We start from the raw sequence: 21,153 nt of genomic DNA, 5'->3' as shown, positions 1-21,153 counted from the left end.
TTGAGCAAGCGCCTAAAGTCTCCCCGGTATGCGCCGATATCACTAGCATGACGCTTCGCTGGACGAAGCTGCGGCTGATTGTTGAAAAGGAGGTCTGCCTTGAGTGCAGCCAAGATCAAGGTGCTGTGTGTCGATGACTCGGCGCTGATTCGTGATCTGCTCAGCGAGATCATCAACGACCATGACGATATGGAAGTGGTCGCGGTAGCACCCGATCCGCTCGCCGCGCGCGACCTGATCAAGCAGCACAACCCTGATGTGCTGACCCTCGATGTCGAGATGCCGCGCATGGATGGCCTCGACTTTCTCGAGCGTCTGATGCGGCTGCGGCCGATGCCGGTGCTGATGGTCTCGTCGCTGACCCAGGCCGGCTCCGAAGTCACGTTGCGTGCCCTCGAGCTGGGCGCGGTGGACTTCCTGGCCAAGCCGGCGTTGGGAATTCGCAGCGGCATGCTCGACTATGCCGAGCTGATCGCCGACAAGATTCGTGCCGCGGCGCGTTCGCGGCCGCGCCAGGCCCGGCGCAGCGATGCGCCGGCGCCCCAGGCGCTGAAGGCGCCGCTGATCACCAGCGAGAAGCTGCTGATCATCGGCGCCTCCACCGGTGGTACCGAGGCGATCCGCCACGTACTCGAGCCGCTGCCGGCCAACAGCCCGGCGATCCTGATCACCCAGCATATGCCGGGCGGTTTTACCCGGTCGTTTGCCGAGCGCCTCGACAAGCTGTGCCGGATCACTGTCAAGGAGGCCCAGGACGGCGAGCGCGTACTGCCGGGGCACGCCTATATCGCCCCGGGGGACCAGCATCTGGAGCTGGCGCGCAGCGGTGCGAACTATGTGGCACGCCTCAACGACGGGCCGCCGGTCAACCGGCATCGCCCCTCGGTTGACGTGCTATTCGATTCGGCGGCCAAGCACGCCGGACGCAATGCCATCGGCGTGCTACTGACCGGAATGGGCAAGGACGGGGCCAAGGGGCTGGTGACCATGCGCGAGGCGGGGGCGGTGACCCTGGCCCAGGACGAGGCGAGTTGCGTGGTGTTTGGCATGCCCCGCGAGGCGATTGCACTGGGCGGTGCCAGCGAAGTCGTCAGCCTGGATGATATCGCCCCCCGGCTGATGGCGCTGGTCGCGGCGTCAGGCCGTGCACAGCGGGTATAGATGTGGGGCTGCCTGCAATTGAGCAACGTCACTCCGCCGGTAAGTGGGCGGAGTGGGATAAAAAATACCATTAAGGAAACGCCGGGATGATGGGACTACTGCGCAATCTCAAGATAAGTCTACTGGTCAACGCGGTGCTGGCTGCTTTTGTTGTGATGTTTGCTGCGCTACTGGTACTTAATACACTGGAGTCGCGCAGCGCCAGCCAGACCATCGAACTGCAGGCGCACGTCAGCGATCGACAGCTCAATGAATTCAATCGCGCCGAATCCCTGCTCAATCAGGCCAGGGTCAATCTGGAAGCGGGGCTCGGGCATATGATGGTCGGCCGCATGGGCGAGGCTCGCGACGCCGGCGAGACGGCCGAAGCGTTTCTGGAGCGTGCTCAGGTGCGGATGCAGCACTTTATTGATGCCCCCAAGAGCCATGAGGGAGAGGCCTTGGCCGAGCCGGTCATCGAGTACTTCGCGACGCTGATGACGATGGCGAGGGAACAGGCCGAGACCTTGGAGCAGATGGATACCAGCGGCTTCGCCCGGGTACGCGCCGAGATGCAGGAACCCGGCGCGCAGCTGGCCGAGGCATCGGCGGCCTTCGTCAGACATGCGGGCGGTCGAGTGGCGGAACAGCGCACCGCTTATGACCGCCAGGCGCAGCTGTTTACTTGGCTCGAAATTGGCATGCTGGCGCTGGTGGCACTGCTGGTGATCACACTGTTCGTGGTGCTGCGTGCGCTGCTGGTCAGGCCGCTGGGTCGGGCGGTGAAGAGTCTCGAGCGCATCGCCGAGGCGGACCTGTCCGAACGGATCGACGTCCAGGGTCGCAACGAGATTGGCCAGCTGTTCAACGCCATGCGCAATATGCAGCAGAGCCTGATGCGTATCGTCGGCGATGTGCGCCAGAGCAGCAACTCGATCCACGTCGGGACCCGCGAGATCGCCAGCGGCAACGCCGATCTGTCGTCGCGCACCGAGCAGCAGGCAGCCTCGCTCGAAGAGACCGCCACCAGCATGGAACAGCTGACCGCGACGGTGAAACAGAACGCCGACAACGCGCGTCAGGCCAGTGGCCTGGCCTTTGACGCTTCGAGCACCGCCAGTCGTGGCGGCGAGGTGGTCGACCAGGTGATCACCACCATGCACGGTATCTCCGGCAGCTCGCAGAAGATCGCCGATATCACCGGGGTGATCGACTCGATTGCCTTCCAGACCAATATCCTGGCGCTCAACGCCTCGGTGGAGGCGGCGCGGGCCGGCGAGCAGGGCCGTGGCTTTGCGGTGGTGGCTGGCGAGGTGCGTAACCTGGCGGGGCGCAGTGCGGATGCCGCCAAGGAGATCAAGACGCTGATCGAGGGCTCGGTGTCCCAGGTCCAGGCGGGCTCGACGCTGGTCGAGCAGGCCGGAGAGACCATGCAGGAGGTGGTGGCGGCGGTAAGGCGCGTCACCGATATCATGGACGAGATATCGGCGGCCTCCCAGGAGCAGAGCGACGGCATCGAGCAGGTCAGTCAGGCCGTCAGCCAGATGGACGAGGTCACCCAGCAGAACGCCGCCCTGGTACAGCAGGCCGCTGCCGCGGCGATGTCGTTGGAGGATCAGGCCAGCCGGCTCGAGCAGGCGGTAGCGGTGTTCCGCCTGCAGGCCGGCGACCAGGCCGCCGCGCTGCCGGCAGCACAAGAGGGCCACGCCCAGCACGAGACGCCAGCCCAACTGACGCGCTCCCAGACGCCGGAACCCGCCACGCGCAAACGCCGTGAGGCGGTGACCGAAGACGATTGGGAAGAGTTTTGAACGCGTCGCTTGCGACGTAATGCCCCTAGCGGGCCGGCCGCGCCGGCCCTGATTGACCGTCATGACGTAACGAGGAACACCGATGGCCGACAAGAACATGAGTATTCTGGTGGTGGACGACTTTCCGACCATGCGCCGGATCGTGCGTAGCCTGCTCAAGGAGCTGGGGTTCACCAACGTGGAAGAGGCCGAGGACGGCCAGGAAGGGCTCTCCAAGCTGCGCAGCGGCAACTTCGAATTCGTGGTCTCGGACTGGAACATGCCCAACCTCGATGGCCTGGAGATGCTCAAGCAGATTCGCGCCGACGACGCCCTCAAGGACCTGCCGGTGCTGATGGTGACTGCCGAGGCCAAGAAGGAGAACATCATCGCTGCCGCCCAGGCCGGCGCCAATGGCTATGTGGTCAAGCCGTTCACCGCCGCTACCCTCGAAGAGAAGCTCAACAAGATCTTCGAGAAGCTGGGCATGTGAGCAGGGTGGTTTCATTAATCGATGGCCAACAGCCGGCCTCAAGGAGATGACGATTATGAGCGATGCACAGCGTGCGTCTGCCCAGGGGGCGGCCGGCGATGAAGATCTGGTTCAGCGAATCGGCCACCTGACGCGAATGCTGCGCGAGAGCATGCGTGAGCTGGGTTTGGACAAGGAGATCGAGCGTGCTGCCGAGGCGATTCCCGATGCCCGCGACCGCCTCAGCTATGTGGCGTCGATGACCGAGCAGGCCGCCGATCGCGCGCTCAATGCCATCGATCGCGCCCAGCCGATCCAGGACTCGCTGGGTGAGCAGGCCGAGGCGCTCGACAAGCAGTGGCAAGCGTGGTTCGAGAACCCCATGGAGCTCGACGAGGCCAAGGCGCTGGTTCAGGAGACCCGCGGCTATCTGGGCAAGGTGCCGGCCCAGACCCAGGCCACCAGCGCCGAGCTGATGGAAATCATGATGGCGCAGGATTTCCAGGACCTCACCGGCCAGGTCATCAAGAAGATGATGGAGGTGATCCGCGAGATCGAGCATCAGCTGGTCCAGGTGCTGCTCGACAGCGTGCCCGAAGGCGAGGAGCGCGAGAAGATGCAGCGCCGTGCTGAGGGGCAGTGGGAGGCGGATGCCAAGAAGCGCGAGGAGTCGTTGCTCAACGGCCCCCAGATCAAACCCGAAGGCGCCGACGTGGTGAGCTCTCAGGATCAGGTCGACGACCTGCTCGATGAGCTGGGTTTCTAGGCCGAGCGGATAGCCCCTGCAGCCTGTACCCTGGCGCGGTAGTCGTGAATAACGCCACGATTGCCGCGCTGTTTGGCGTATCACCCTTGCCCACCTTTCTCGACAATGGCCAGCGTCCACCCCTCAGCTTCGTGAAGACGCCTAAGCGCCATGGCCGACCAGAGCAGCGATCAGGAAAAGACCGAAGAAGCCACGCCACGCCGCCTGCAGAAGTCGCGCGAGGATGGCGAGGTCGCGCGTTCCCGGGAGTTGACCACCTTCATGCTGTTGCTGGGTGGGGTCATCGGCCTGTACACCATGGGCGCGATGCTCTACGACCAGCTGGGCCTGGCCATGGAGCAGGCGTTCCTGTTCGAGCGCCGGCACGCCTTCGAGGTGATGCCGATGCTGACGCATATCTTCAATATCGGCCAGCACACCCTGTTGACCATGCTGCCACTGTTCCTGCTGCTGATGGTTGTGGCGCTGGTGGCTCCGGCGCTGCTCGGCGGCTGGCTGATCTCCGCCAAGTCGCTGCAGCCCAAACTGTCCAAGCTCAACCCGCTCAAGGGCCTCAAGCGCATGTTCGGCGTCCAGGCGGTGATCGAACTGCTCAAGGCGATCGCCAAGTCGGCGCTGGTGGGGGGCGTGGCCTTGACCTTCCTGTATACCAATCGCGGCCGCTACCTGAGCCTGATGGACCAGCCCATTCAGCAGGCGCTGGCCAGTGCGATGCAGCTGGCGGCGCTGGCCTGTGGGCTGATCGTGCTGGCACTGTTGGTGGTGATCCTGATCGACGTGCCCTATCAGCTATGGAGCCATGCCAAGAAGCTGCGCATGAGCAAGGATGAGGTCAAGCGCGAGCACAAGGAGTCCGAGGGTGACCCGCATCTCAAGGCGCGGATCCGCTCGCAGCAGCAGTCGATGGCGCGTAACCGCATGATGAGCAAGGTGCCCGAGGCGGATGTGATCGTTACCAACCCGACCCATTATGCAGTGGCGCTGAGTTACGACGATGGCCTGATGTCGGCGCCGCGGGTGGTCGCCAAGGGCGCCGACGCGGTGGCCACGAGGATTCGTGAGCTGGGCGAGGAGCACGGCGTGCCGCTGCTCGAGGCACCGCCACTGGCGCGAGCGCTCTACCACCACGTCGACCTCGACCGCGAGATACCGTTCGCACTGTATACCGCGGTGGCCGAGGTCCTGGCCTGGGCGTTCCGCCTCAAGCGAGCCCACGCCGGAGCTGAAGAGATGCCCGATACGCCTAGTGACCTGCCGGTACCGGCCGAACTCGACGTCAAGTCGCCAGGCGCGGCGTCAGGAGAGAATGATGCAAACGAGGAGCCTCGATGAGAGCGCTGACTGACCTGATGAGCCGCCACGACTGGATGGGCAGCGTGCGTATGAAGCTGCTGGCCGGCCCGATCCTCATCCTCATGATCCTGTCGATGATGATCCTGCCGCTGCCGCCGTTTGCGCTGGATATGTTCTTCACCTTCAATATCGCCCTGGCGGTGATGGTGCTGCTGGTCAGCATGTTCACCCAGAAACCCCTCGATTTTGCCGCCTTCCCGGCGATTCTACTGTTTACCACGCTGCTGCGGCTGTCGCTGAACGTGGCCTCGACCCGGGTGATCCTGATGGAGGGCCACAGCGGGGGCGACTCCGCGGGCAAGGTGATCGAGGCGTTCGGCCAGTTTCTGGTCGGCGGCAATTTTGCGGTCGGCCTGGTGGTCTTCCTGATCCTCGTGATCATCAATTTCATGGTCATCACCAAGGGCGCCGGGCGCATTGCCGAGGTCGGCGCGCGCTTCATGCTCGACGCTATGCCCGGCAAGCAGATGGCCATCGATGCCGACCTCAACGCCGGCCTGATCGGTGAGGATGACGCCCGCAAGCGGCGCGCCGAGGTGGCCCAGGAGGCTGATTTCTACGGCTCCATGGACGGCGCCAGCAAGTTCGTGCGCGGTGATGCCATGGCCGGCCTGGTGATCATGGTGGTCAACATCATTGGTGGGCTGCTGATCGGCATGCTGCAGCACGGCATGGGCTTCGGCGATGCGGCGCGCACCTACACCCTGATGACCATCGGCGATGGCCTGGTGGCGCAGATCCCGGCACTGGTGATCTCCACCGCGGCAGGGGTGACGGTATCGCGGGTCACGACCGATGAAGATGTCGGCCAGCAGATGATCAGCCAGCTGTTCGTCAATCCCCAGGTGCTGATCCTGTCGGCCTGCGTGATGGGCATGCTGGGCTTGGTCCCGGGCATGCCCAACTTCGTGTTCCTGTTCTTCACCGCGCTGCTCGGCGGCCTGGCCTGGTGGCTGATGCGTCGCCAGGAGAGTGCCATCGCCGAGCAAGAGATCAAGGCCGAAGCGCCGCCGCCACCCGAGGCCCCGGAGGCCAGCTGGGACGACGTGCAGCTGGTCGATACGCTGGGCCTGGAGGTCGGTCATCGGCTGATTCCACTGGTCGATCATCGTCAGCAGGGCGAGTTGCTGGGGCGGATCAAGAGCGTGCGCAAGAAATTCGCCCAGGACGTCGGCTTCCTGCCGGCGGTGGTGCATATTCGTGACAACCTGGAGCTGGGACCCAACACCTATGTGATCTCGCTCAAGGGCGTCGAAGTCGGGCGCGGCGAGGCCTTCCCGGGCAAGTGGCTGGCCATCGATCCGGGGCAGGTCTCCGGGCATGTCGAGGGCACGGAGACCACCGACCCGGCCTTCGGCCTGCCGGCGGTATGGATCGATACCGCCCAGCGCGAGCACGCCCAGGTCTACGGTTACACCGTGGTCGATGCCGGCACTGTGGTGGCCACCCACCTCAACCACCTGCTGTATCGCCATGCCAGTGAGATGCTGGGCCGCAACGAGGTGCAGCAGCTGCTCGACAAGCTGGGCGACGACAGCAAGGCGCTGGTCGAGGATGTGGTGCCCAAGGCAATCACCCTCACCACGCTGCAGCGGCTGCTGCAGAATCTGCTCGACGAGGAGGTGTCGATCCGTGACATGCGCACCATTCTCGATACCCTGGCCGAGCATGCCAGCCCGCAGAGCGACGCAGCCAGCCTCACCGAGGTGGTGCGCGTGGCACTGGGCCGCTCGATCACCCAGCAGTGGTTCCCCGGCACCGAGGAGCTCCACGTCATTGGCCTGGATGCCAACCTCGAACAGGTACTGATGCAGGCCATGAACAACGGCGGGGCGCTCGAGCCTGGTCTCGCCGATACCCTGATGAGCGAGGCCGAGCAGGCCCTGAACCACCAGGAGATGGCCGGCGAGCCGCCGGTGCTGGTGGTCCAGCACAGCCTGCGCGCGGTGCTGTCACGCTTCCTGCGACGCCGCCTGCGTCAGCTGGTGGTGCTGTCCCAGGCCGAAATACCCGACGACCGCCCTCTGCGCGTGACCAGTACGGTGGGGGCGCGCGGATGAGCCCGTGCATTGAATCTGCCATTGAATCCCAGCCTGTGAGGGGCGTGCGATGAGTGTTCAACGTTTCCTCGGCGTCAATAGCCGCGAGGCAATGCGCCAGGTGCGTGCTGCCCTGGGCGATGACGCCCTGATTCTTTCCAATCGCAACGTCGAGGGCGGCGTGGAAGTCCTCGCCCTGGCCGACGATGCCCATGGGCGCATGACCGCGCCCGCTGGGGCAGCCTCGCCGCCCGCAACGGAAGCTGCGCCGGGACTGCGTTCGCCCGCCGACGCTTCGCGCCAGGCGCGGGCCTATGCCAGCCAGGCCGCGGCACGTTCGGCGCCCGAGCCTCAATATCGCCCTGAGCCGCCAACCGCTGCCGCGGCACCGGCCGCCGCACAGCCCGATTTTGCCGCGCTCAGCGAGCGGTTGCTCGGTGAAATGCAGGAGATGCGCGACATGCTGGGGCGCCAGCAGCGCGACCAGCGCAGCGATCGTGACCCGCTGGCGCGGCTGCATCAGCGCTTGTGGTCGGCGGGGGTCGGTCCGCGCCTGGCGGCGGAACTGCTCGCCGAGCTGCCCGCCGAGCTGGATGCTGTCTGCGACGTTGCCGCCGAAGACGCCTGGCTGGGCCGTCAGCTCGGCGCACGGCTTAGTACGCCTGGCGACGAGGCGGTGCTGCTGGACCAGGGCGGGGTGATTGCCCTGGTCGGGCCGACCGGGGTCGGCAAGACCACTACCACCGCCAAGCTGGCGGCGCGCTACGTGATGCGCCATGGTGGCGACGGGGTGGCGCTGGTGACCACCGACAGCTACCGCATCGGTGCCCACGAGCAGCTGCGCATCTACGCGCGTCTGCTGGGTGTCGAGGTGCATGCCCAGGAGGCCGATGCCCCCCTGGACGATACGCTGGCGCGGCTCAGCGACAAGCGGCTGATCATCATCGATACCGTGGGCATGAGCCAGCGCGATCAGCGCCTGGTGAAGCAGATCGAGCAGCTCTCCGCCAGCGGGCGCCAGGTTCGACTGCTGCTACTGCTCAATGCCGCCAGCCATGGCGATACCCTCGAGGATGTCATCGTCAGCTATCGCCAGGCGGCGCGGGCGGCTGGCAACCGACTCGACGACTGCATCCTGACCAAGCGTGACGAATCCGCGCGCCTGGGCCCGCTGCTGGATAGCGTGATTCGCCACGGGCTGTGCCTGCACTATGTGTCCCACGGCCAGCAGGTGCCGGAAGATCTGAGCCTGGCCGATGCCGGGGCGCTGGTCGCCGAGGCGCTATGGGTCGAGAACGATTCGCCGTTCACGCCTGAGTTCAGCGCGCTGCGCGAGCCGGTGGCAAGCGGTCAGAAGCGTCTTACGGCGCTGTCGCGAGGCCTGCTCGGCCAGGGGCGTGCCCTGCGCGCGGCGCTCGACGCGCTACGCGCCCAGCAGCCCGGCTTCGCGCTGGTCGAGGGTGCCTGGCAGCTTGCCAGCCAGCCGTTGGGGCATCAGCGTGCCGCCCTTGACGGCCTGCACGCTGCACAGCTAGCTGCGGCCCGCGAGGCCTGTGACAGCAGTGCCCTGACCCTATTGTGGGGCACCCAAAGGGTCAACGGCTGCGACTGGCGCCTGCCGTGCGGGGCGGTAACTAGCGAAGGCCAGCTGCTGGCCAGCGGTTGGCAGACTCAGCGCCTGCCGGCGGGCGACGTCGAGCGACTCGAGTGGAGTGCCCAGCAACTCGGCCCCCAGGCCCACGTGCTGGCCACGCTACCGGCACCGGATGCGCTGGCCTGGCTGAGCGCCTGGCAACTGCCGTGGCTGGCCGCGGCCAAGCCCAATCAGCGCGTGCTGGCCGACGGGCGGCGGGTGGCGGTATCCGAATTGGCCGCGCTGGCGGCCCCGGACAGCGAGCTGGCGTGTCGCCACCAGGGGCGTCTTGTGACGCTTCCGCTGCAGCGCATGACGGTCGAGTATGCGGCGCGGCGCGGCGGCGAGGCGGCGATTCCGCTGTCGCTGTTCACCGCTATACCCGTTGATCGCGACAGCGGCAAGCGCCTGGCGCGGCGCTATTGGCTGGCGCCCGAGGCGCCGGATGACCAGGCGCTGATCGCCCAGCAGCTGCTGCTGGCGGAGATGCCGGCGCTGACGCGTCGCGCCTGGCAGGGCTTGGCCGATGCCGGTTTGGGCGCCTGCGACGCCGAGCTGCGGCTGCAGCTCGCCCATGGGCTGGCCAATGTGGCGCTCAGCCTGGCCGCCGCTGACGGCGACTGGGCCATGGACGTACGCGCTCAGCTGCTGGCGCTGCTCGGTAGCCAGCGCAGCCGCCAGGCAGCGACGCTGCTCGATGCACTGATTCATCTGTTCACCGCGCGCGACGTGTTCCGGGAGGTGGCCGCCTGAGATGTCGAGCATGACGTTCAAGGACCAGGCCGCGGGGCTGCGCCAGTGGGCCGGTGAGCTTGACCAGACAACGGCGGCGGATGTCGATACGCCATCGGTCGTTACGCCGCGCCGCGATGCAGCGGTGTCCTGCTCGGGCGACCGGGCGCTGCTGGTGGTAGGGCTGCCCGACGGCGATACCGCCCGGGTCTATCGCCTGCTCGATGCCTGGCGACACCAGGGACAGGCCTGGGTGGGTGATCCCCAGGGGTGGCGGGTGGTAGCGCTCGATGAGAACAGCCCACACCTGGCCACGCTGGCCGCCCAGCAGACCCGCTGGGCGCTGTGGGTCGACAGCGATCCAGACGCCTTCCGGCGCAGCTACTGCCTGCTGCGAAGACTCGCCGAACGTGGCGGGCCCCATGGACTGCTGCTGCTGCACCCGAGGCTGGGCGTGTCGCGCGGGCTGCTCAACAACCTGCGCCAGGCCGCCGCCGACTTTCTGGGGATTCGCCTGCTGATGGTGCGTCAAGCGGGGCAGCGGTCATGAAGGCGTGGCTGGGGGCACTGATGGTACTGCTGGCCGGCGCTTCCTGGGGGCAGGCCGGGACGCCCGCGGTGTCGGGCAGCTGGGTCGCCCAGGCGGAGGGCGTGCGAGTGGCGGTGCCCGGGCGTGACACCGACAGCCGCGCGCTGAGTGGTGCTGCACCACCCGATGCGCAGATTGCGCGTATCAGCTGGCAGTATGCCACCCCGCCTGGGGCGCTGCTCGAGGCGTGGTTGTGTCATCCTCAGCGCTGCCTGCGCCTGAATGGTGTCAGGGGGCAGAGCCAGGGGCTGGCAGGGCTGTCCGCGGTGCAGCCGCTGCACTTCCGTTTCCGCCTTGGCCAGGGCGCAAAGCCGGTGCAGGTAAACGGGCTGCAGGTGATCGTCGATCATCGCCGGCCGGCCGCTGCAAAGGCGCAAAAAACCGTTGGCCAATGAGGCTATTCCCGGCTTGGTGCTGTGGCCTGTCGCGCGATAATGCCAGAGTGATGAGACCGCTGCGGCGGTCACGATTCGATTTCCAGGCTGACTGAGGTCGCAACGACAGCGATGTACACGGCAAAGGGCAAGATCGATCAAGGCGCACTGCTCGAGCAGTATCTGCCGCTGGTGCGCCGTCAGGCGCTGGCGCTGCAGGTCAAGCTGCCGGCGAGCGTCGAACTCGACGACTTGATACAGGCCGGCATGGTCGGCCTGCTCGACTGCCTAAACCGCTTCGATGCGGGGCAGGGAGCGAGCTTTGCGACCTACGCCAGCCAGCGCATTCGCGGGGCGATGATCGATGAGCTGCGCAGTCGCGACTGGGTGCCGCGCAGTGTGCGGCGCAACGCGCGGGCGCTGGACGAAGCGGTGCGGCGAACCGAGCAGCGCTTGGGGCGGGCTGCCGACGAGCAGGAGATCGCCGACGAGCTGGGCATCGAGCTTGCCGAATACCATCAGCAGTTGGGCGACACCAACGGTGGCCAGCTGTTGCCCTACGAGGAGCTGGTGGCGGAGGGCGTCGAACCGGGCAATGGCGAGGGCGCACCGCCGTCGCCGTTCGCCGCGTTGGTCGACGGTGAGCAGCGCCAGCGGCTGGTGGACGCCATCGAGCTGCTGCCCGAGCGCGAGAAATTGCTGCTGGGGCTCTACTACCAGGAAGAGCTCAACCTCAAGGAGATCGGCGCGGTGCTGGGCGTCAGCGAATCGCGGGTCTGCCAGTTGCATAGCCAGGCAGTGACACGGCTGCGCGCACGCTTGACCTAGCCGGCACATGCAGATCGAGACTCCCCGCGCTGGTGATGTCGTCGCCGAGCGTCTTGGTTTTTTCCTTCGCGCAACGATAGGTGGCTGGGCGCCTGACGCTTCAATGGTAGGCTGTAGGGTGGAGTGCTGCATTCAGCCGCTATCTTTACCAGAGTGCCGCGCTCTGGCGTTTGTCCAGGAGGGGCTGCCTTATGCGCGTCTTTGCCAACCCGGTCGGTCCCGGGTCCCTGTGGTTCGACAACCTCGCTACTGCCACGGGTACGCCTGTCGCCTATGACCCGCAGGCCAGGGCGATGATCACCATGCCGCCGTTTTGCGCCAATCGCGACGTGATCGGCTGCAACTGGATCGCCCCCGAGCAGGGGGCGTTCTGTCGCGCCTGCGCGATGACCGCACTGGCGCCGGATCCCGCGATTCCCGATGCCATGCCCCACTGGGCCAAGACCGAGGCCGCCAAGCGCTGGGTGCTGGACAATCTGGGGCGCTGGAACTGGTTCCGCCCGGAAGACCCCGGCGCACCCCCGGTGTTCTACATGCTGGCCGAAGGGCCGACGCCGGTGGCCATGGGGCATGCGGGTGGCGTGGTGACCATCAGCGTGGCGGAAGCGGACCCGGTGCTGCGCGCGACGCGTCGAGAGGCGCTCGAAGAGCCCTATCGGACCATGATCGGTCATATGCGCCATGAAATTTCGCACATGCTGTGGTGGCGGCTCAGCCTGCGAGATGACTTTCTCGAGGCCTTCCGGGCGATGTTTGGCGACGAGCGTGAAGATTACGCCGCAGCCCTGCAGCGGCACTACCAACAAGGCCCGCCCGCCGGCTGGCGCTCGAGCTTCGTCAGCACCTATGCCTCCGCGCACCCCCACGAGGACTGGGCCGAAACCGCGGCCCATCTGCTGCACCTTACGGATATCGCCGATAGCTTCGTCGCCGCGGGACTCTCCTCCAGCGACCTGCCGTATCACGGCTGGGACCCTTACATGGAGGCAGATGCCGAGCGCTTGATCCATGTCGCGACGCATCAGGTGATGGCGGTCAACCATATCAATCGTGCGATGGGGCTGTCGGACCTTTATCCCTTCGTGCTCTCCGAAGTGGCGCGCCGCAAGTTGGTCTTCGTACACGACTGGCTGCGGCGTGGCGCCCAGGGGCTATGAGCGCGTCGGCCGTATTCACCAGTGCTGCACGGGGCTAACGTCGGCGCCGGAGTGGCAATTCAGCGACAGCGCGATCTACTAACGAAAATGGCCACCCCGGAGGGTGGCCATTGGCGTGGTGGCGAATAACGCTCAGGCCTGTTTGGAGCGGCCGCCGCGACGGCGGCGCGGTGCACGGGCGTCATCGCTGCTGCGCCGCGGCTGGTCGCTGCGGTTGCCGCTGGCGCGCTGGCCACCGGCGTTGCCGCGACCGTTGCCACCGCCGCTGCGCTTCTGCTGGCCGCGGCGACCGTTCTCGATCGGCTCTGGCTTGGCGTTGGGGTCGGGTTCGAAGCCCGGCTCGATGCGCTTCTCGAGGTCGCGCTTGATGAGCCGTTCGATGCCCTTGAGCAGGCCATGCTCGTCGACGCAGACCAGCGATACCGCCTTGCCTTCGCTGCCGGCGCGGCCGGTGCGGCCGATGCGGTGCACGTAGTCCTCGGCAACGTTGGGCAGCTCGAAGTTGACCACGTGGGGCAGTTCGCTGATATCCAGGCCGCGAGCGGCAATATCGGTGGCGACCAGCACCTGCAGGTCACCCGCCTTGAAAGAGGCCAGTGCCTTGGTGCGCGCCGACTGGCTCTTGTTGCCATGAATCGCCATGGCCGGGATATCCTGCTTGGAGAGCTGTTCAGCCAGGCGGTTGGCGCCGTGCTTGGTGCGTGTGAAGACCAGCACCTGATACCACTGCTGGGTACTGATCAGGTGGGCGAGCAGCTCACGCTTCTTCTCGCGGTCGACCTTGTAGACGGCCTGGTCGACCAGCTCGGCGGTGGTGTTGCGGCGCGCCACCTCGATCATGGTGGGGTTGTCGAGCAGGCCGCCGGCCAGGCGCTGGATCTCGTCGGAGAAGGTCGCCGAGAACAGCAGGTTCTGACGCTGCGCCGGCAGCACGCGCAGGATCTTCTTGATGTCGTGGATGAAGCCCATGTCGAGCATGCGGTCGGCTTCGTCGAGCACCAGGGTCTCGACCTGGGAGAGGTCGACGTGCTTCTGCTGGTGCAGGTCGAGCAGCCGGCCGGGGGTGGCCACCAGGATGTCCAGGCCACCACGGATCGCATCGACCTGGGGCTGCTGGCCGACACCGCCGAAGATCACGTGGGAGCGCAGCTTGAGGTAGCGGCCGTAGCCGGTGACGTTCTCGCCGATCTGTGCGGCCAGCTCACGGGTCGGGGTCAGCACCAGGGCGCGGATCTGGCGCGGCTTGGGGCGCGAGCCATCGGCCAGGCGCTGCAACAGCGGCAGGGTGAAGCCGGCGGTCTTGCCGGTGCCGGTCTGGGCGCTGGCGAGCATGTCGCGGCCTTCAAGCACGGCGGGAATCGCCTTGAGCTGAATCGGCGTGGGGGTGGTATAGCCCTGTTCTTCGACAGCGCGCAGCAGTTCGGCCCGCAGGCCGAGGTCGGAAAAGCTCATGCAAACTCCGGATAGCACGACGTGACCGCTCGCCTCTGTATCAGCTGAGAGGCGTGAGTCCCGGGGCACGACGTGAAAAAAATCGATGACAGGCGCGGCAAGAGGGGACCGTAAAGTGCCGCAGCGCAGTATGATGACAGAAATATCCCCTGCCTGCTAATGATTTACTGATTAAGGCAGGAGTGTTGCAGAAGCCCCGAGCGAAGGACGCCGGGGACAGGCCGAAGAGGAGGTTCTACGCCATGGATGGCGTAGGTAGCGCCCAGGGAGGGTTTACAGCGCCTCCTCGCAGGCCTGTCGACGGATCAGTCCTGAGCGAGACGGCCTGTCTGCACTCGTCCTACTGACTAAGACCGGTCTGGAGGCGCGCCAGGGTGGCGTTGGTAATGCCGGGGATGGCCTCGAGCTGCTCGCGGGACAGAGCGCGTAGTGCCTCCACGCTGGTGATCCCGGCCAGCAGCAGGCGTCGGGCGGTCACCGTGCCGACACCATCGACCGCCGTCAGCGGCGCGGCATGGGCGTCGAGGAAGGCGTGCTGCTGGTCTTCGCTCAAGCCGTCGCAGGCGCCCTGCTGGTAGAGCATCAGCGCCAGCCCGGCCATGCCCTGGCGGATGCGCGGCAGCGGTGGCAGCTGGATGTCGGGGTGAGCCTCGGCCAGGGCTTCCAGAGCGACGATATCCTCGAGCGCCTGACCCAGCAGAGCGCGTTTCTCGGTGGCGTCCTGGCCGTCGATGGCCTGGATCAGAGCGTGTTCGACTCGCTCGGCGCGGGCCTTGAGTTCGAGAGCCAGGGCGTGTCGCTGTTGCTGCTGGTCGTCCATGTCATGAGTCCTGTGGCGGGTGATGACGTTAGTCGTCAGGCAGTTTTAACGCCGTATGGCCAGGTGCAGGCAGTTTACGTATCCAGCCTAGCGCAATTCTCGCAGGCGGTCGGCCAGCTGGTCGGCGACGCTGTCCCAGCTACTGCCCAGCGCGCGTACCAGCGCCGGATAGCCGTCGGCGTCCAGGGTGGTGCTCGCCGCGAATGGCTCCAGGGCGATCACCTCGCCGCGGGCATCGCGCAGCTGCCACTCGCCGCGGGCGATGGCCTGGCCATCGTAACGGCCCTGGAAGTGGGTGACGTCGAGGCGCAGCTCGTAAGCGCCGTCGCGGCGCCCATCCTCGCCGAATACCTGGGTGTCCGGCAGGCGCTCGGCGAGCCGCTGGCGCAAACCGCGCTGCAGCTGCCGCGGCAGGTCCTCGGCCCACAGGTGCTGGCGGGCGCGATTGACGGTGATGTCGTCGAGCTGCATGACGATGCCCTCGGCGTCGAGGTAGTCGGTGACGCGTACCCGCGATACCACCAGCCGCTGGCTGGGCATCTCGACGCGGCTGGTCTGGTCGAGCTCGGCACCCTCCGGCAGGCTATAGCGCTGGGCGCTGGTGCCACCACCGCTGGCGCAGCTGGCCAGCAGGGTGAGTGCCAGCAGCAGTACGGCGATGCTAGGCCAGCGTGGGCCGAACGGGGTCGAGTGGTCGCATGAGCGAAACTGCAGCACGTCGTGATCTCCGTGTTAGGCGGCACGGCCTGGGCCGTGCCGGTGAGCACCATGATGGTCGATCGGACGCGGTTTTGCATCTAGTCCCGCGGTGCCCTGGGCTCCGGGTCGTCGTCGCCACGGCGGTCGAAGATCAGCGCACTGGGCTGCTCGCTGATGGTGCGGGCGGCCGGCTGCAGGTCGCGCATCAGCCGCTCGAGGCGCTGCATGGCGCCGGTCAACTCGCGATAGACGTCTGACTCCGGCGATAGCCCGGAGAGCGTCTCGCGCAGCTCGATCAGGCTGCGGTTGAGGTTATCCGGCATCTCCCGGGTGGCCGGATCGTCGGCAATCGCCTGGAAGGTGGCGGTCAACTGGCGGACTTCATCGAGCATCGCTTCGGACTGCGCCAGATTGCGGTCGAGGCCGCTGAGAATCGGCTCGATCTCGAGGTTGTTGAGCTTGTCGAGCAGGTTGGTGACCTGGGCCTCGATCTGGGCGAACCCGCCGGAGGTGGTGGGGAATACACGCCGCTCCTCGAAGACCTCGGCGACGTACTCGCCCTCCAGGTCGCGCTGGAAGTTGAGGTCGACGAACATCGCCCCGGTGAGCAGGTTGCCATTCTTGAGCGAGGCGCGCAGGCCGATATCGAACAGCCGCTCGAAGCGCGCCTCCCATTCGTCCAGGTCGAAGCGACCATTGTCATCATCGTTGGCGATGCGCTGCGGCTCGATACGCACCAGTACCGGGATGGCAAAGCCCTGACGACCCTCTGGCTGGGTGGCGCTGAAGTTCCATGGCACGCTGGCCACGGTGCCGATACGCACGCCGCGGAACTCCACCGGGGCGCCCCGCGACAGGCCGCGCACGGTGCCATCGATCAGCATCACGTACTCCAGGTAACGGTTGAAGCTACCCTGCAGGGCGCTGTCCTCGTCGGGATAGAGGTTGAAGGTGGTGTCGGGGGCGACCCTCGGTCCGAGAGGGACGTCCTCTGGCACGCCGAAGGTCACACCGCCACCCAGCAGCGCTTCGAAGGATTCGACGTTGACGCGCACCCCTTCGGAGTCGAGGCGCAGGTCGATGCCGCTGGCTGACCAGAAACGGGTGCTCTCGGTAACCAGGACGTCATAGGGGCTCTCGATGAACAGTCGCTGGCGCATCTGACGGTTGTCGGCGTCGAACTCGGTGGCCTCGACGCGGCCCACGGTGTAGCCCTGATAGGTGACCGGGTCGCCGAGTCGCAGCGAGTTGCCCAGTTGGCTGAGCAGATTGATGCGAATGCCTTCGGCGTCCTGGGCGGCGACCGGCGGCTGGTCGAGGACCTCGAACTCGCGGCGCGGCGCATCGCTGCTGCCAGGCTGCAACTGGATATAGGCCCCCGACAGGACGGTGCCAAGCCCGCTGATGCCTTCGCGGCCGATACGCGGCTTGACCACCCAGAAGCGTGTATCGTCGACCAGCATGCGTTCGGCATCGGGGTTGATGCGGGCAGTGATCTCGGTGCTGCGCAGATCGTCGGAGAGGCCCACTCGCTCGACTCGACCGATCTCGACGTTGCGCGTCTTGATCAAGGTGCTGCCGGCCTCGATGCCTTCGGCATTCTCCATCACCAGGGTGATCTGGGTGCCGCGCTGCAGATAGTTGTCATAGGCCAGCCACAGGCCGATCAGGACCGCGATGAAGGGCACGATCCAGATCGGCGACAGGCGCGCCTGGCGGCGGCGCTTGGCCTTGTGGGGCGGGGCAGCGGGGCGTTCTTCGGTCATCAGGCGGTTCCTCGAGCGTCGCGCTCGGTGCTGTCGAGGGCGGGCGGTTCGTCCCAGATCAGGCGTGGGTCGAAGGTCATGGCGGCGAGCATGGTGAGCACCACCACCGCGCCGAAGGCAAGCGCTGCGGGGCCAGGCGTAATCGACATCAGCGCGCCGGCGCGGATCAGCGCCACCAGCATGGCGACCACGAAGACATCGATCATCGACCAGCGGCCGATGAACTCGGTGATGCGATAGAGCACGGTCCGGCTGGCATTGCTCAACTCGTCGCTGCGGTTGATCATCAGGCACAGCCAGGCCAGTGCCAGGATCTTGCCTACCGGCACGATCACGCTGGCGACGAAGATCACCGTGGCTACCGGCCAGTCGCCCATCTGCCATAGCTCGACCACTCCGCCGATGATCGTCGACGGCGAGGTCTGACCCAAGGAGGTGGTGGTCATGATCGGGTAGACGTTGGCCGGGACGTACATCACCACCGAGGCGGCCAGCAGTGCCCAGGTGCGCTGCAGGCTGTGCGGTAGACGTGCATGCAGCCGTTCGCCACAGCGTCGGCACTGGCCGTGGCCGTCGGCGGTAAGGCGGTTGATCAGGCCACAGGTGGGGCAGCCGGTGACTTTCTGTGGGGCAGCGGTCTCGCCGGTGCGCACGCCGCGGGGCGCCAGCGGTTCGCCGGCCAGCGAGAACCACATCCAATCCGAGTCAACCGACTGGGTGGTATACAGCAGCAGAATGGCGAAGGCGCAGAAGGCCCAGAACGCCACGCCGAACTCGATCTGGGCCATGCCGGCGACCTTGATCAGGCTGACCAGGGCGCCAATGATGAAGACGTCGGCCATCATCCATGGATGCAGGTGTGCCAGCGAGCGGGCGATACCGCGGCTGAACGGCAGCGGTTGGCGGCGCAGTAGCCCGAACTGCAGCCAGATCATGCCACACAGGTAGACCGCCGGCAGTACGATGATGGTCAGCGCCACGGCGATCGCCACCAGCGGCTGGTGGAAGCCGAGCATGGTGGAGGCGGTCTCGGAGAGTTCGATGCGATTGCCGACGCCGCCGACCTGAAAACTGATGAATGGGAAGCTCACCGCCATCATCAGTGCCACCAGAGCGCTGCAGGCCAGCGCCATGCTGCGCTGGGCAGGGCGGTAATGGCGCTTGCTGAGGGTGTGGCCGCAGCGCGGACAGTCGGCTCGCTCACGGGCGCGCAGCGGCGGTAACGCCACCACCAGATCGCATTCATGGCAGGCGCGCAGGCGCCGCCGCGTGCGGGGCGGTGGTCCAGGTTCCTGGCACGTGTCGATGGCGTTGTCGGTCATGGTCAGCGGTACCGTCGAGGGGTGAGCCGGCAATCACTGAATTAGTGCCGTGCAGCCCATCCAGTCTGGCATTATGCCGACTGTGACACCACAGTTAAACATTCAATCGTGAATGTTCGATGCAAGTGGTCTCCGGGGATACGAAGAGGACGGCATATGATGATATGGCTGCCGCTAGCGGCGATCGTGGTTGGGCTGGTGATTCTGGTGTGGAGCGCCGAGCGCTTCGTCGACGGCGCGGTCGCGACGTCCCGCCACCTGGGGCTGTCGCCGCTGCTGATCGGCATGCTGGTGATCGGCTTCGGTACCTCGGCCCCGGAGCTGATGGTCTCGGCGCTGGCATCGTTGGAAGGCAGCCCGGGGCTGGCGCTGGGCAATGCCTATGGCTCCAATATCACCAATATCGGTCTGATCCTGGGGTTAGTGGCGCTGGTCTCGCCGCTGGCGGTGCACTCCCAGGTGCTACGCCAGGAGCTGCCGATGCTGGGCGCGGTGACCCTGCTGGCCGCTTGGCAGCTGCGCGACGGCATGATCAGTGGCACCGAGGCCGCCGTGCTGCTGGTGGTACTGGCGCTGTTCATCGGCTTCAGCATCTGGCGCAGTCGCCAGCGCGGTAGCCGCGAGGATGCCCTGGCCAGCGACACCGCCGAAAGCCTCGAACAGCAGTCGATGTCGCTGTCGCGCGGCGTGCTGTGGACCCTGCTGGGGTTGACGCTGCTGATCGTCAGCTCGCGGATCTTGGTGTGGGGCGCGGTGGAGATCGCGGCGGCCTTCGGCGTCAGCGACCTGATCATTGGCTTGACGGTGGTGGCGGTGGGCACCTCGCTGCCCGAGCTCGCCGCGTCGATCAGCGCGTTGCGCCGCCGCGAGCACGATCTGGTACTGGGCAATGTGGTCGGCTCCAACCTGTTCAATACCCTGGCGGTCGTGGGGCTCGCCGGCGTGATCACGCCCATCGAGGCCGCTCCCGAGGTGTTGGCCCGTGACTGGCTGGCGATGGCCGTGATGACCGGTCTGCTGGCGCTGTTTGCGCTGGGCTGGCGCGGCCGGGCGGGGCGTATCAACCGCTATGAAGGGGCGACGCTGCTGGCACTGTTCGTGGCCTATAGCGGTTATCTGGTAGGCAACGTACTGACCCCCTGAGTGTCATCGGCGTGTCGCCAAATTGACACGCAACAGTTGCCGGATTGTCATCCACGCCGCCTAGGGTGGTGCCCCGTAGACTCCACCAAGACGAGGCACTCCCATGGCATTTCCGCATGCACTGTATCGCACCCTTCTGAGCACCGGCGCCGCCGGCCTGGTGCTCTGCTCGAGCCTGGCCAGCGCCGACCTGGCAGAACGCTTCAGCGATGCCGATGGCGACATGGTCGCCGATGCCCCCAGCGACGAGTCGCAGTGGGTAGATCCGGATACGCTGGTGTTTGCCTACACCCCGGTGGAAGATCCGGCGGTTTATGCCGAAGTCTGGGCGGGTTTTTTGGAGCACATGGAGGAGGTCACTGGCAAGCGGGTTCAGTTCTTCCCGGTGCAGTCCAACTCGGCCCAGCTCGAGGCGATGCGTGCCGGCCGCCTGCATGTAGCGGGCTTCAATACCGGTGGCGTGCCGGTAGCGGTCAACTGCTCGGGCTTTGTGCCCTTCACCATGATGGCCTCCGAGGATGGCTCGTTCGGCTACGAGATGGAGATCATTACCTACCCGGGCAGCGGCATCGAGCGTGTCGAAGACCTCGAGGGTCGCAACCTGGCCTTTACCTCGCCGACCTCCAATTCAGGCTTCCGTGCACCGTCGGCGCTGCTGCGCTCGGAGTATGGCCTCGAAGCCGATGAAGACTTCGAAGCGGCATTCTCCGGCAGCCACGACAACTCCATTCTGGGCGTGGTCAATGCCGACTATGACGCAGCGGCCATCGCCAACTCGGTGAGCAACCGAATGATCGCCCGCGGCGTGGTCGAGGAGGGTGACTATGACGTCATCTACACCTCCGAGACGTTCCCTACCACCGCCTATGGCCATGTCTACAACCTGCACCCCGAGCTGGTTGAGCGGGTCACTGAGGCGTTCGAGACCTTCGAGTGGGAGGGCAGTGCGCTGGAGGAGGAGTTCGCCAACTCCGGCGAGTCGCAGTTCATTCCGATCACCTACCAGGAGCACTGGGCGGTGATTCGCACCATTGCCGACGCTAACGGCGTGACCTACGACTGCGACTGACCGCTGCCA

General features: G+C 66.1%; 18 protein-coding genes. 13 read left to right on the top strand and 5 right to left on the bottom strand.

What is annotated here, in order from left to right:
• The first annotated feature begins 99 nt into the window (after positions 1–99).
• From CK498_RS03105 to CK498_RS03055, 11 genes are all read left to right on the top strand, one after another.
• Positions 100–1,161: a protein-glutamate methylesterase/protein-glutamine glutaminase gene (locus tag CK498_RS03105; protein WP_095619384.1), complete on the top strand. Its 1,062-nt coding sequence runs from the start codon at positions 100–102 to the stop codon at positions 1,159–1,161.
• Between the two features lie 86 nt (positions 1,162–1,247).
• Positions 1,248–2,951, top strand: a complete 1,704-nt coding sequence (locus CK498_RS26775) for a methyl-accepting chemotaxis protein (RefSeq protein ID WP_095619383.1) — start codon at positions 1,248–1,250, stop codon at positions 2,949–2,951.
• A gap of 82 nt (positions 2,952–3,033) precedes the next feature.
• The gene (gene cheY / locus CK498_RS03095; protein ID WP_095619382.1) at positions 3,034–3,423 is read left to right on the top strand and encodes a chemotaxis response regulator CheY; all 390 of its coding nucleotides are present in this window, start codon (positions 3,034–3,036) and stop codon (positions 3,421–3,423) included.
• A 55-nt stretch (positions 3,424–3,478) separates the two neighbouring features.
• The gene (gene cheZ, locus CK498_RS03090; RefSeq protein ID WP_095619381.1) at positions 3,479–4,168 is read left to right on the top strand and encodes a protein phosphatase CheZ; all 690 of its coding nucleotides are present in this window, start codon (positions 3,479–3,481) and stop codon (positions 4,166–4,168) included.
• 150 nt (positions 4,169–4,318) lie between these two features.
• Positions 4,319–5,500, top strand: coding sequence for a flagellar biosynthesis protein FlhB (flhB, locus tag CK498_RS03085; RefSeq protein ID WP_095619380.1), 1,182 nt, complete (start codon positions 4,319–4,321; stop codon positions 5,498–5,500).
• Positions 5,497–7,581, top strand: coding sequence for a flagellar biosynthesis protein FlhA (gene flhA, locus CK498_RS03080; protein WP_095619379.1), 2,085 nt, complete (start codon positions 5,497–5,499; stop codon positions 7,579–7,581). Before flhB ends, flhA begins: the two co-directional genes overlap by 4 nt.
• Before the next feature lie 49 nt (positions 7,582–7,630).
• Complete coding sequence (gene flhF / locus CK498_RS03075; protein ID WP_095619378.1) at positions 7,631–9,946, top strand: flagellar biosynthesis protein FlhF; 2,316 nt, start codon at positions 7,631–7,633, stop codon at positions 9,944–9,946.
• A 10-nt stretch (positions 9,947–9,956) separates the two neighbouring features.
• Positions 9,957–10,475 carry a hypothetical protein gene (locus CK498_RS03070; protein ID WP_141246901.1) on the top strand — a complete coding sequence of 173 codons (519 nt, stop codon included), beginning with the start codon at positions 9,957–9,959 and terminating at the stop codon, positions 10,473–10,475.
• Positions 10,472–10,909, top strand: a complete 438-nt coding sequence (locus tag CK498_RS03065; protein ID WP_095619376.1) for a flagellar protein FlhE — start codon at positions 10,472–10,474, stop codon at positions 10,907–10,909. The genes CK498_RS03070 and CK498_RS03065 overlap by 4 nt, the downstream gene beginning before the upstream one ends.
• 111 nt (positions 10,910–11,020) lie before the next feature.
• Positions 11,021–11,716 carry an RNA polymerase sigma factor FliA gene (locus CK498_RS03060; RefSeq protein ID WP_095619375.1) on the top strand — a complete coding sequence of 232 codons (696 nt, stop codon included), beginning with the start codon at positions 11,021–11,023 and terminating at the stop codon, positions 11,714–11,716.
• Positions 11,717–11,907: 191 nt separating this feature from the next.
• Positions 11,908–12,873 (top strand): zinc-binding metallopeptidase family protein, encoded by a 966-nt coding sequence (locus CK498_RS03055; protein ID WP_095619374.1) that lies wholly within the window; start codon positions 11,908–11,910, stop codon positions 12,871–12,873.
• Positions 12,874–13,005: 132 nt separating this feature from the next.
• Here the strand turns inward: CK498_RS03055 and CK498_RS03050 are convergent, their stop codons facing one another.
• From CK498_RS03050 to CK498_RS03030, 5 genes are all read right to left on the bottom strand, one after another.
• Complete coding sequence (locus tag CK498_RS03050) at positions 13,006–14,325, bottom strand: DEAD/DEAH box helicase (RefSeq protein WP_095619373.1); 1,320 nt, start codon at positions 14,323–14,325, stop codon at positions 13,006–13,008.
• 340 nt (positions 14,326–14,665) lie between these two features.
• Positions 14,666–15,145, bottom strand: a complete 480-nt coding sequence (locus CK498_RS03045; RefSeq protein WP_095619372.1) for a helix-hairpin-helix domain-containing protein — start codon at positions 15,143–15,145, stop codon at positions 14,666–14,668.
• 87 nt (positions 15,146–15,232) lie between these two features.
• Complete coding sequence (locus CK498_RS03040) at positions 15,233–15,862, bottom strand: PqiC family protein (protein ID WP_229358930.1); 630 nt, start codon at positions 15,860–15,862, stop codon at positions 15,233–15,235.
• 80 nt (positions 15,863–15,942) lie between these two features.
• On the bottom strand, positions 15,943–17,610 hold the full coding sequence (pqiB, locus tag CK498_RS03035) for an intermembrane transport protein PqiB (RefSeq protein WP_095619371.1): 1,668 nt from the start codon (positions 17,608–17,610) through the stop codon (positions 15,943–15,945).
• On the bottom strand, positions 17,610–18,932 hold the full coding sequence (locus tag CK498_RS03030; RefSeq protein WP_095619370.1) for a paraquat-inducible protein A: 1,323 nt from the start codon (positions 18,930–18,932) through the stop codon (positions 17,610–17,612). The genes pqiB and CK498_RS03030 overlap by 1 nt, the downstream gene beginning before the upstream one ends.
• A 162-nt stretch (positions 18,933–19,094) precedes the next feature.
• Between CK498_RS03030 and CK498_RS03025 the strand changes: the two genes are divergently transcribed.
• Complete coding sequence (locus CK498_RS03025) at positions 19,095–20,075, top strand: calcium/sodium antiporter (RefSeq protein WP_095619572.1); 981 nt, start codon at positions 19,095–19,097, stop codon at positions 20,073–20,075.
• Between the two features lie 103 nt (positions 20,076–20,178).
• Complete coding sequence (phnD, locus tag CK498_RS03020) at positions 20,179–21,144, top strand: phosphate/phosphite/phosphonate ABC transporter substrate-binding protein (protein ID WP_095619369.1); 966 nt, start codon at positions 20,179–20,181, stop codon at positions 21,142–21,144.
• The last annotated feature ends 9 nt before the right edge of the window (positions 21,145–21,153 follow it).

This window comes from Halomonas salipaludis (assembly GCF_002286975.1).
In the GTDB taxonomy this organism is placed as follows: Bacteria; Pseudomonadota; Gammaproteobacteria; order Pseudomonadales; family Halomonadaceae; genus Franzmannia; species Franzmannia salipaludis.
This window is presented reverse-complemented; position numbering and strand designations above follow the sequence as displayed.

Excerpts from the sequence above, each read along its gene's own strand:
- flhF (WP_095619378.1), top strand. The coding sequence starts at position 7,631 with ATGAGTGTTCAACGTTTCCTCGGCGTCAATAGCCGCGAGGCAATGCGC.
- CK498_RS03030 (WP_095619370.1), bottom strand. The coding sequence starts at position 18,932 with ATGACCGACAACGCCATCGACACGTGCCAGGAACCTGGACCACCGCCC.
- CK498_RS03065 (WP_095619376.1), top strand. The coding sequence starts at position 10,472 with ATGAAGGCGTGGCTGGGGGCACTGATGGTACTGCTGGCCGGCGCTTCC.
- cheZ (WP_095619381.1), top strand. The coding sequence starts at position 3,479 with ATGAGCGATGCACAGCGTGCGTCTGCCCAGGGGGCGGCCGGCGATGAA.
- cheY (WP_095619382.1), top strand. The coding sequence starts at position 3,034 with ATGGCCGACAAGAACATGAGTATTCTGGTGGTGGACGACTTTCCGACC.
- CK498_RS26775 (WP_095619383.1), top strand. The coding sequence starts at position 1,248 with ATGATGGGACTACTGCGCAATCTCAAGATAAGTCTACTGGTCAACGCG.
- CK498_RS03050 (WP_095619373.1), bottom strand. The coding sequence starts at position 14,325 with ATGAGCTTTTCCGACCTCGGCCTGCGGGCCGAACTGCTGCGCGCTGTC.
- flhB (WP_095619380.1), top strand. The coding sequence starts at position 4,319 with ATGGCCGACCAGAGCAGCGATCAGGAAAAGACCGAAGAAGCCACGCCA.
- CK498_RS03045 (WP_095619372.1), bottom strand. The coding sequence starts at position 15,145 with ATGGACGACCAGCAGCAACAGCGACACGCCCTGGCTCTCGAACTCAAG.
- CK498_RS03060 (WP_095619375.1), top strand. The coding sequence starts at position 11,021 with ATGTACACGGCAAAGGGCAAGATCGATCAAGGCGCACTGCTCGAGCAG.
- pqiB (WP_095619371.1), bottom strand. The coding sequence starts at position 17,610 with ATGACCGAAGAACGCCCCGCTGCCCCGCCCCACAAGGCCAAGCGCCGC.
- flhA (WP_095619379.1), top strand. The coding sequence starts at position 5,497 with ATGAGAGCGCTGACTGACCTGATGAGCCGCCACGACTGGATGGGCAGC.
- CK498_RS03070 (WP_141246901.1), top strand. The coding sequence starts at position 9,957 with ATGACGTTCAAGGACCAGGCCGCGGGGCTGCGCCAGTGGGCCGGTGAG.
- phnD (WP_095619369.1), top strand. The coding sequence starts at position 20,179 with ATGGCATTTCCGCATGCACTGTATCGCACCCTTCTGAGCACCGGCGCC.
- CK498_RS03055 (WP_095619374.1), top strand. The coding sequence starts at position 11,908 with ATGCGCGTCTTTGCCAACCCGGTCGGTCCCGGGTCCCTGTGGTTCGAC.